This is a genomic window from Streptomyces sp. NPDC052101, assembly GCF_040680235.1.
In the GTDB taxonomy this organism is placed as follows: Bacteria; Actinomycetota; Actinomycetes; order Streptomycetales; family Streptomycetaceae; genus Streptomyces.
Genome location: NZ_JBFAWH010000031.1, coordinates 73,684 through 80,321 on the forward strand (window position 1 = coordinate 73,684; position 6,638 = coordinate 80,321).

The 6,638-nt window shown below is 69.7% G+C and carries 8 protein-coding genes and 1 pseudogene; 6 read left to right on the forward strand and 3 right to left on the reverse strand.

The features are described from left to right. Positions 1 to 64: 64 nt before the first annotated feature. Positions 65 to 1,138 (forward strand): acyl-CoA dehydrogenase family protein, encoded by a 1,074-nt coding sequence (locus AB0L75_RS35915; protein ID WP_365189813.1) that lies wholly within the window; start codon positions 65 to 67, stop codon positions 1,136 to 1,138. Positions 1,139 to 1,240: 102 nt separating this feature from the next. Beyond that, positions 1,241 to 1,819, forward strand: coding sequence for a flavin reductase family protein (locus AB0L75_RS35920; protein WP_365189816.1), 579 nt, complete (start codon positions 1,241 to 1,243; stop codon positions 1,817 to 1,819). Here AB0L75_RS35920 and AB0L75_RS35925 read toward each other — a convergent pair. Next, positions 1,747 to 2,340, reverse strand: coding sequence for a PadR family transcriptional regulator (locus AB0L75_RS35925; RefSeq protein WP_365189835.1), 594 nt, complete (start codon positions 2,338 to 2,340; stop codon positions 1,747 to 1,749). The two genes, AB0L75_RS35920 and AB0L75_RS35925, sit on opposite strands and share 73 nt — an antisense overlap. Positions 2,341 to 3,132: 792 nt before the next feature. On the opposite strand from AB0L75_RS35925, the gene AB0L75_RS35930 reads away from it, so the two are divergent. The 3 genes and pseudogenes from AB0L75_RS35930 (at position 3,133) to AB0L75_RS35940 (ending at position 4,323) form a co-directional block, all read left to right on the forward strand. Continuing rightward, positions 3,133 to 3,456, forward strand: coding sequence for a DUF6233 domain-containing protein (locus AB0L75_RS35930; protein WP_365189838.1), 324 nt, complete (start codon positions 3,133 to 3,135; stop codon positions 3,454 to 3,456). Positions 3,457 to 3,540: 84 nt separating this feature from the next. Further along, a pseudogene (locus tag AB0L75_RS35935) lies at positions 3,541 to 3,889 on the forward strand (sugar nucleotide-binding protein); the annotation flags it as partial. Between the two features lie 101 nt (positions 3,890 to 3,990). Continuing rightward, complete coding sequence (locus tag AB0L75_RS35940; protein ID WP_365189819.1) at positions 3,991 to 4,323, forward strand: GNAT family N-acetyltransferase; 333 nt, start codon at positions 3,991 to 3,993, stop codon at positions 4,321 to 4,323. A 21-nt stretch (positions 4,324 to 4,344) separates the two neighbouring features. Here the strand turns inward: AB0L75_RS35940 and AB0L75_RS35945 are convergent, their stop codons facing one another. Next, the gene (locus tag AB0L75_RS35945; protein ID WP_365189822.1) at positions 4,345 to 4,995 is read right to left on the reverse strand and encodes an HAD family hydrolase; all 651 of its coding nucleotides are present in this window, start codon (positions 4,993 to 4,995) and stop codon (positions 4,345 to 4,347) included. Positions 4,996 to 5,062: 67 nt separating this feature from the next. Here AB0L75_RS35945 and AB0L75_RS35950 point away from each other — a divergent pair, with 67 nt between their 5' ends. After that, complete coding sequence (locus tag AB0L75_RS35950; RefSeq protein WP_365189825.1) at positions 5,063 to 5,473, forward strand: hypothetical protein; 411 nt, start codon at positions 5,063 to 5,065, stop codon at positions 5,471 to 5,473. A 256-nt stretch (positions 5,474 to 5,729) separates the two neighbouring features. On the opposite strand, the gene AB0L75_RS35955 is transcribed toward AB0L75_RS35950, so the two are convergent. Further along, the gene (locus AB0L75_RS35955; RefSeq protein WP_365189828.1) at positions 5,730 to 6,392 is read right to left on the reverse strand and encodes a peptidylprolyl isomerase; all 663 of its coding nucleotides are present in this window, start codon (positions 6,390 to 6,392) and stop codon (positions 5,730 to 5,732) included. Between the last annotated feature and the right edge of the window lie 246 nt (positions 6,393 to 6,638).

Genomic DNA, 6,638 nt, shown 5'->3' on the forward strand with positions numbered 1-6,638 from the left:
ACCTCAGAAGCACACCGTGGCATGCAGCACAGGGCTCCACGGTCCGACGGAAAGGAGCAGCCGGGTGAGGCTGACGCAGGAACAGGAAGAGCTGCGGACCACGGTCCGCTCGCTGCTCGCGCGCCATGACGGCGCGAAGGCCTGGCGCCCCCTGACCGAGCAGATCGGCGGCGCCGGACTCGCCGTTCCGGAGGAGTACGGCGGCGCGGGCTGCGGCGCCCTCGAAGTCCACGTGGTCATGGAGGAGTTGGGGCGTGCGCTGAGCCCCGTGCCGTATCTCGGCTCGGCGGTCCTCACGGTGCGGGCGCTGCTCGCCAGTGAGGACCGTGCGGCCTGCGCCCGCCTGCTGCCGCCCCTCGCGGAGGGGCGCGCGGTGGGGGCGCTGGCCTGGGCCGAGAACGGCTCCTGGGACGCGTCGGCGATCCGGGCCGCCGCGGCGCCCGGACCCGGCGGCACCTGGCGGATCACCGGGGTGAAGCAGCACGTGCTGAACGGGACCGAGGCCGATGTGCTGCTGGTCGTGGCCCGCACCGCCGCCGGGGTCTCGCTCTTCGAGGTGCCGGCCTGTGGCGCGGGCGTACGCCGCGAGGCGGCCGTCCCGATGGACGACACGCGGGCCCAGGCCCGGGTCGTCCTCGACGCCGCCGAGGGCCGGCTGATCGGCGTGGATGGGCAGGGCGGCCGAACGCTGGACCACGTCCTGGACCTCGCCTGCACGGCGCTGGCCGCCGAGCAGGTCGGCGCGGCCGAGCGCTGCCTGGAGCTGACGGTCGCCTATGCCCGCGCGCGTGTCCAGTTCGGCCGACCCATCGGCTCCTTCCAGGCGGTGAAGCACCGGCTCGCGGACGCGTATGTGCTGGTGGAGTCGGCGCGTTCGGCGGCGCTCGGAGCGGCGTTCGCCGCCGCCGAGGGCTCGCCGGAGCTGCCCCGTTACGCGGCTGCCGCCAAGTCCGCCTGCTCGGAGGCGTTCTCCGCGGTCGCGGGCGAGACGATCCAGCTGCACGGCGGGATCGGCATCACATGGGAGCACGTGGCCCAGCGCTACTTCAAGCGCGCCCACGGCTCCGGGCAGCTCTTCGGCGCCCCGGCCTGGCACCGCGGCCGGCTCGCCGCCGGCCTGGGGCTTGCCACGGGCTGACCCCAGGGGGCTCTTGACGCGCGAGCGCGGCAGGCATCCAATCTAGATATATATTCCGATTAGAAATATTCCTACTAGGGATATGAAGCAACGGAGGACAGCATGTCCACCCTCACCCCCGAAACTGTTCCCCCGCGCACCGCGCAGATCGACGACGCGGCGATGAAGGAGGTGCTGAGCAGCTTCTGCACCGGGGTCGCGGTGATCACCGCGACTCAGCCCGACGGGCGTCCGGCCGGCATGGCCGTCCAGTCGTTCTCGTCGGTGTCGCTGAACCCACCGCTGATCTGCTTCTGCCCGGCGCAGACATCGTCCACCTGGCCGAAGATCCGCGCGGCCGGGCGCTTCGCCGTCAACATCCTCTCGGCGGACCAACAGGAGTTGTGCCGGCAGTTCGCCGTCACCGGCGGGGACAAGTTCACCGGAGTCGACTGGCGCCCCGGCGTCAACGGCGCCCCGCTGCTCGACGGGGCGCTCGCGACGATCGAGTGCGATCTGGCGGGGACCTTCCCCGGCGGCGACCATGTGATCGCCCTGGGCCGGGTCACCACGCTGGCGTCCGCGGCCCGGCCCGGGGAGGCCGACCCGCTGCTGTACTTCCGCCGGACCTACGGGCGCCTGCGCTCCAGCTCCTCCAGGTCGGCCAGCATCGCGTCGGCCAGGTCCCGCTCCGAGGCGTAGTACCGCTCGGCCCACTTCAGGGTGAGCACGGGGTAGGCCCACGCCTCCTCGGCTCGCCCGCCCTCCGCGTCGGCCTCGGCACGCCGCCGCATGGTCTCGGCGTACTGCCGGTGCCGGGTGAGCACTTCCTGCATCTGCTCCGGCTCGAGCAGATGGCCGAGCCACAGTCGCAGCATCACGCCGTGCTTGAGCACCGGCGGTTCCACCGGTGCCTCGCGCGCCCAGGTGCGGACCGCCATCATGCCCTCGTCGGTGATGCGGTAGACCTTCTTGTCGCGGTTGCCGGTCTCCTGCGCGACCATCCGCGAGGTCACGTAACCGGCGTTCTCCAGGCGTTTGAGTTCGCCGTAGATCTGGCTGAACGACGGGCTCCAGTAGAAGAAGCTCAGCGACCAGTCCGCCCACTTCTTCAGGTCGTAACCGGACAGCTCCTCGCCGAAGGAGAGCAGTCCGAGCACCGCCCAGCTGGTCGCCGGGAGTGCCGGCCGCTCCGCATCGCCACCGGTCTTCGCGCCACTCATCCTCTGCTCAGCCACACGCGCAGTCTACGGAGCCACACCGCCTCTTCCCGAGCCTGCTTCTCCCGAACCTCCAGCAGACCGGTGTACGGCGTCAGGCGAAGCCACCCGTGCCCCCGGCGTGAGCACACATGTCCCCCTCGAAACGCGCCAGGCTCATTCCACCGTCCGCGGCGCGCACTCCGGCGCCCAGAACTATGTTGTCCCAAAACATACGCCCCTGACCTGCACGTTCCTACGGTGCGGCGACACGCATACGTCCCCCTCGAACGCCAGGAAGTGGTGCCCATGTCCTCCCCCGCGACCGCTCCACCAGCCCCGTCCAACCTGCCCCGCATCGTCGCCGCCAGCCTCATAGGCACCACCATCGAGTGGTACGACAACTCATTCGATCGGAGCTAGGACCTGCGGGTATCCGCGATTCCGGTCACCGAGGTCGGCACGGAACCAGCACCGTAAATCGAGGGTGCTGATTGGGACAGCATGCGAGGGCACGACGCACCACCCGGAAGGGGGCGTAGCGACCAACAGATCTCACGGTCTGTAGCAAAACCCCATTCGCGGGCGACCGTTCCCGGTGCCCCGCCGAGAGCGTTCGCGGGGCAGCGGCGCCGGACGCGAGCGCCCCTTGTCCCTCCCATCTGCTCACCGGTGTTCATCGCGTGAGCCCGTCTCGGCGGCTCGGAGTGGCTTCCCACCGTCACACCCGCCTTCCGGTATGTCGGCGATTCCAGACTCACCTGGCGCCGGCCACGGACCGTCCCCCCCATCTGTTCGAGGACGGTTCGGGCGGTGGTGACGAATCGAGCGTGCTGCCCCGGGTCGTCGCCCAGTTTCTCCCAGACATACAGGAGGGCTCGGGCTATCCGTTCGGCCGTAGGGCGCAGGGCCGCTGCCGGCGTTCGCTCCTCCGTCCGCGAGGACCGGGCACGTCGTGCAGCAGAAGCGCTCCACACACGGCTCGGATCCCGCCTCCATCCCCCTGGCCGACTGCACCGTGATCGAGGGAACACCACACCGATCAGAGCTGACGAGGCGGGGGCTGCCCTCACCGACCCAACCATTACTGCGTACACCTTCTGCCGTCCGGACACCGAGCTGGGCGTCGACCTGGCGTGACTTCCCCGGCCGTCCACGAGCTGCCAGCCGCCGGGGGAACCTGGATTCGATACGTGGACGGAGTGGCGCAGCACAGCGCGCGCCGCCTGGCACTCCCTCGATATGAGGGATCAGCAGCGTGTGGAGGCCGTCGTGGCACAGACGGAACCGCGCGTCATCATCAACACGACGAGCGGCGGGGCTGACTGGGCGGTGACGGCACAGGGGCCCGGCCGACTCGCGTTGGCCGCTGCGCGGTACGGCTGCCGGCTGGTCCATGTGTCGAGTGACGCGGTGTTCTCCGGGACCAGCATCAGCTACGACGAGTCGCGTCTACCCGATCCTGTCACTCCCCACGGAGCAGCAAAGGCGACGGCACGACCTGGTGTCGGGCAGGCGGGACGGGGTGCTCTTCACGGACGACGTCCGCTGCCCCGTCCACGTGGCAGATCTGTGAGGATCGGCGAGTGAACGATCTACGATTTCGCCCAGCTGTCGATCAAGGCCTCTCCACCCTCGTACGCCTGCGGGACGAGGCGGCACGCCGCCCGCTGGATGAACTCCCGCGGCACCACCGGCCAGTGGCAGCCGGGGGAACTCGACGAAGACCAATTCCGCCGGGTCATGAAGGAAGGAGAGGTCTGGATAGCAGAAGACCACGGACGCACGGTCGGGGCCCGGGAGCTGTGGTGGGATGATCCGGACGCCTGGGGCCCGCAGCCCCCGACGGCCGGCTATGTGCATCGCTTGGTGGTGGACCGCGCCACAGCCCAGCCGGGAACGGGACGGCGGCTTCTGCGGGCCGGCCGAGCAGCGCGCGGCCGGGGCTGGACGCAACCGGACGGCACGACCAAGTCCTTCACCCTCCTCGAAAAACCCGTCCGGTGAGGCAGCCGGGCAGGGCCCTTGTCACATCTCGCGCAGCAGGACGGGAAGCTTGCGCATGTCGTGGAAGACGACGGTGTCAGCACCTTCCAGGTGTTCGGCGGGCGTGAGCCCGCCCGCGTAGCCGAGGGCTCGCATGCCGGCGGCTCGGGCGGCCTGGACGCCGGGGCGGCTGTCCTCGACCACCACACACGCTTGCGGAGAGACACCCATCCGCTCGGCGGCGTACAGGAACAAGTCGGGAGCCGGCTTGCCGTGCGCCACTTCCGTGGAGCTGTGGATACGCCCCTCGAAACGCTCGTACAGGCCAGTGCGGCCCAGGGTGTGGCGCATCTTCTCGTGCGAGCCGCTTGAGGCGACGCAGGTCGGCAGCGTGATCTTGTCAAGCGCTTCGAGCAGCCCCTCGACGGGAGCCAGTCCGGCGTCCACGGCCTCATGGTGCAGTTGCTCGAACCGCTCCGCCCAGACCGCGGCCGTTTCCTGACCGAGCCGTTCGGCGACCTGCTCGCGGATGGCGGCGTGCGAACGCCCGATGAACCGGGCCACCACCTCGTCCTCGCTGAGCGGCCAGCCCAACTCTGCACCGAGGGCCACCTGGACCCGGACAGCAATGCACTCACTGTCGACCAAGACCCCGTCGCAGTCGAATATCACCAGTTCTATCGGCTTGATCACCGGAGCAGCATAGGGGGCTCCAGGCCGTCACGTTGCCTTATCGTCGTAACGACGATAATCTCGGGTCATGAACACCACGCGCTCCGAATCCAGCCTTCCCGCCTCGCAGATGACCGACGAGGAACTGGCTCAGCGAGCAGCTGAAGTCGCTGTGAGCTGGGTCCGCGCCGACTCTCCCCTGTCCAAGAACCAAGGTTGGGAGCTGGTCGGCCTGCAGTACCCCGGGTCCGCGCAGGGTGAGATGTATGTCTGGCGCCGCGTCTGGGCCTGGGAGCAACAGTTGGCTCAGGCACTGGCGGATGCCGACGACTCCGAGGAGGGGCACGGTCGCGTCGCCGCGGCGAGGAGTGAGGCGATCTCGCAGATGCGCGACATGCTGCTCTCCGGCATCCGCTCGGGTGAACAGTTCAACAAGTTCTCGTTCCACCCCGTCGATCCCCGCACCCGACTGCACACCTTCATCGGCCGGAGCCAGTAGACCGACGTACGGGCAGGGGCCGACATCAACGACAAGCCCTCACCCCCTCTCCCCGACCGTCACCCCCTCGCGCCCTCACCGAGAGGACAAGCCGGAGCAGCATCACGGTCGCCTCCAACAGCGCCGGCCACCGAGTACGAGGCGATGTCACCACCTTCCCAGCCCACCGACGCCGATGGCTGGCTGCTCTCCTCGCCCCGGCACGCAAGAGGACCCGCAAGAGGGCCGCACCCGCCTGGGCCGGGGCAGGACCGTACTACCTGCTCTTGATTTGTACGCGCTTGATGTTCACCGGCAGCGTCGGAAAGCCGTCTCCCGGCCCGTTCTGGTCGTCCTCGCCGCCCACCGCGATCTTCTGGAGCACGTCGAGGCCCGCGGTGACTTTGCCGAACGGCGTGTAGGCGGGCGAGAGCTTGGTGTCCTTCCAGACGAAGAAGAACTGGCTTCCGTTGGTGTTGGGCCCAGCGTTGGCCATCGCCACCGTCCCGGCAGGATAGGTCGCCCCGGTCAAGTTCTCGTCGGGGAAGGAGTAACCGGGCCCGCCGCTCCCGGTGCCGGTCGGGTCGCCGCACTGGAGCACGTAGATGCGCGCGGTGGTGAGCCTGTGGCAGTGCGAGCGGTCGAAGTAGTCGCGCTGGGCGAGGAACTTGAAGGAGTACGTGGTGCAAGGAGCCTTGTCGGTCAGTGCCCGGAAGGTGATCGCACCCTGGCCGGTGCGCAGTGTCGCGCTGTACGGCTTGGCGGCCTTCACCGGGTCGAAGACCGGTATCCCCTTGAAGTTGTCTGCGGGAACGGCCGGCGTGTAGGTGCAGGCGGCCGACGGCGCGGCAGAGGGCGCGGGGTCGGCCGCGGCCTGCACCGCGGTGCCGAGGAGGAGCAGGGCGGAGGCGGCGAGCAGCGCGCTTGGCTTACGGAGCACGAGACGGTTCCCTTCGGTTCAGCGCCGCATGGGCATGTCATGGCCGCCTCATCCTGCCCGCTCCGCCGTCCGGGTGAAACCCCTCCTCCATGCACCGCCAACTTGGGCGGGCGGGCGCCACGGCAACCGCGCGACAGGACACGGACAGCGCGACGGGCGGTCCCCTAACCGGCCCGCCGGCCGCGGCCGCGGCCGCGGCCGCGGCCGTGGCGGGGGCGGTGGCGGTGGGGGTGGCGGTTACCCCTG

Coding starts and splice junctions, on each gene's coding strand:
- AB0L75_RS35925 (WP_365189835.1), bottom strand. CDS start 2,340: ATGAGTGGCGCGAAGACCGGTGGCGATGCGGAGCGGCCGGCACTCCCG.
- AB0L75_RS35950 (WP_365189825.1), top strand. CDS start 5,063: ATGAACACCACGCGCTCCGAATCCAGCCTTCCCGCCTCGCAGATGACC.
- AB0L75_RS35920 (WP_365189816.1), top strand. CDS start 1,241: ATGTCCACCCTCACCCCCGAAACTGTTCCCCCGCGCACCGCGCAGATC.
- AB0L75_RS35940 (WP_365189819.1), top strand. CDS start 3,991: ATGAACTCCCGCGGCACCACCGGCCAGTGGCAGCCGGGGGAACTCGAC.